The organism is Mesorhizobium sp. M7A.F.Ca.AU.002.02.1.1 (assembly GCF_003998535.1).
Classification (GTDB): domain Bacteria; phylum Pseudomonadota; class Alphaproteobacteria; order Rhizobiales; family Rhizobiaceae; genus Mesorhizobium; species Mesorhizobium ciceri.
In genome coordinates this window covers 1-1,679 of record NZ_RZPB01001063.1, presented here as the reverse complement: position 1 = coordinate 1,679, position 1,679 = coordinate 1, and the positions used below count along the sequence as shown (strand labels likewise).

3 protein-coding genes are annotated in these 1,679 nt (G+C 60.3%); 1 reads left to right on the top strand and 2 read right to left on the bottom strand.

Annotation, left to right across the window (positions count from 1 at the left end; all coding sequences use genetic code 11):
- Positions 1-694 (bottom strand): flavodoxin-dependent (E)-4-hydroxy-3-methylbut-2-enyl-diphosphate synthase (locus EN879_RS35000; protein WP_164774803.1); only part of this gene is annotated, 694 nt, incomplete at its 3' end.
- A 334-nt stretch (positions 695-1,028) separates the two neighbouring features.
- On the bottom strand, positions 1,029-1,208 hold the full coding sequence (locus EN879_RS34995) for a YdcH family protein (RefSeq protein ID WP_013529217.1): 180 nt from the start codon (positions 1,206-1,208) through the stop codon (positions 1,029-1,031).
- Between the two features lie 239 nt (positions 1,209-1,447).
- Between EN879_RS34995 and EN879_RS34990 the strand changes: the two genes are divergently transcribed.
- On the top strand, positions 1,448-1,651 hold the full coding sequence (locus EN879_RS34990; RefSeq protein WP_013529216.1) for a DUF465 domain-containing protein: 204 nt from the start codon (positions 1,448-1,450) through the stop codon (positions 1,649-1,651).
- Positions 1,652-1,679: the final 28 nt, after the last annotated feature.

Below are 1,679 nucleotides of genomic sequence, written 5' to 3'. Positions count from 1 at the left end.
GTGCATGGTTGGAGCGGGTGGCGAGCTCGGCATAGACGGCAATCAGGTCCTGCACGCCGCTGACCTTGGCCGACAGGATGATTTTCTCGCGGCCAAGGCCGATCTCTTCCGCCATCTCGGCCGAGAGAATGGCCGACTGCACGATCGCCTCGCGCATCACCTCTTGCGCCGTCAGCGGAAAACCCTTGTCCTGGTTGTCGTCCATCAGCCGGGTCAAAAGCTCCTGGTCGAGCGAGCCCCAGTTGACACCGATGCGCACCGGCTTGTCATGCCTGATCGCCATCTCGACGATGTCGGCGAACTGCCGGTCCTTCTTGTCCTTGAAGCCGACATTGCCGGGGTTGATCCGATATTTGGCCAGCGCCTCGGCGCAGGCCGGGTGATCGGCCAAGAGCTTGTGGCCGATATAGTGGAAATCGCCGACCAGCGGCACGTTGATGCCAAGCCGCTGAAGCCGCTCATGAATGCGCGGTACGGCGGCGGCACTCTCGTCGCGATCGACGGTGATGCGCACGATCTCGGAGCCGGCCCGGTGCAGTGCTGCGACCTGCGCGACGGTCTGGTCGATATCGGCCGTGTCGGTGTTGGTCATCGATTGGACGACAACGGGCGCGCCGCCGCCGACGACCACGCCGCCGACATCGACGCCGACCGAGGTGCGGCGGGGGAAAGGAGAGGAAAAATATCCGGTCATGCCGGCAGCCTTTTGTCTCTGGAGCATCTTGTGTCCTGCATGGGCGCACAACGACGCCCCGGGCCGATGCGCTGAGGTCCGGGCATGAGGTGGAGGAGCAAAGATGGCTTGTCAATGGCGACAGGTCGCCACTGGCCCGAATCGGCACGTCGCCAACGACCAAAAACAATCGATGATCTGGCGAAACGGGCGACGGCCGAAGCGGATATTAAGCCGGGTGCAAGTCCAGCTTCGGCTGACAGACCGTGCTGGGAAATCAAACCTCTCCACGCCGGCGGCGGGGAGCCGCCGGGAAAAGAGGCCGCGGATACCGCGCGGCTATGTCAGGAGGGCATCAATGCGTGGTCGGTTTTCCTCTTAGTTTTTCAATCTCGTCCTTGAGTGCCAGCTTGCGTCGCTTAAGATTCACGATTTCGAGGTCGTCGACCGATGGATGATTCATCGCGTCATCGATTTCACGTTCGATGTCGCCGTGTTTCCGCTGCAACTCATCAAGATGGGATGCAAGAGACATGATTGGTTCTCCCTTTCATGGTTTTCCTCGATTGCAACCGTCACGGCGCGTCCACCGCAGGTTCGCTTCTGTGACGGCACGGTGACAGTGTGTCACCTTCCGCGGGCGATGTCGAATGATCCGTGGTAGCATTCCACGACACTGTGAAATGTGATATGGGCTGCACGCCGGTGACAAAACACCCGGCCCCGCCCAATCAGGCCCAGCTTTGGGCGCCGCAGACGTGCAGACGGTAGAGAATGTCCGATCAGGAACAGGCCGATATTCGCCTCGAATTTTCCCGCCTGAAGCAGGAACACGCCGATTTCGATGCAGCCATCAACGCGATGATCGCCATGGCCTGCGATCCGCTGCAGATCCAGCGCATGAAGAAGAAGAAGCTGTTCCTCAAGGACCGGCTGATGGCGCTGGAAGACAAGATCATTCCCGACATCATTGCGTGAACGATGTGATGTGCTGACGCTGATCGAG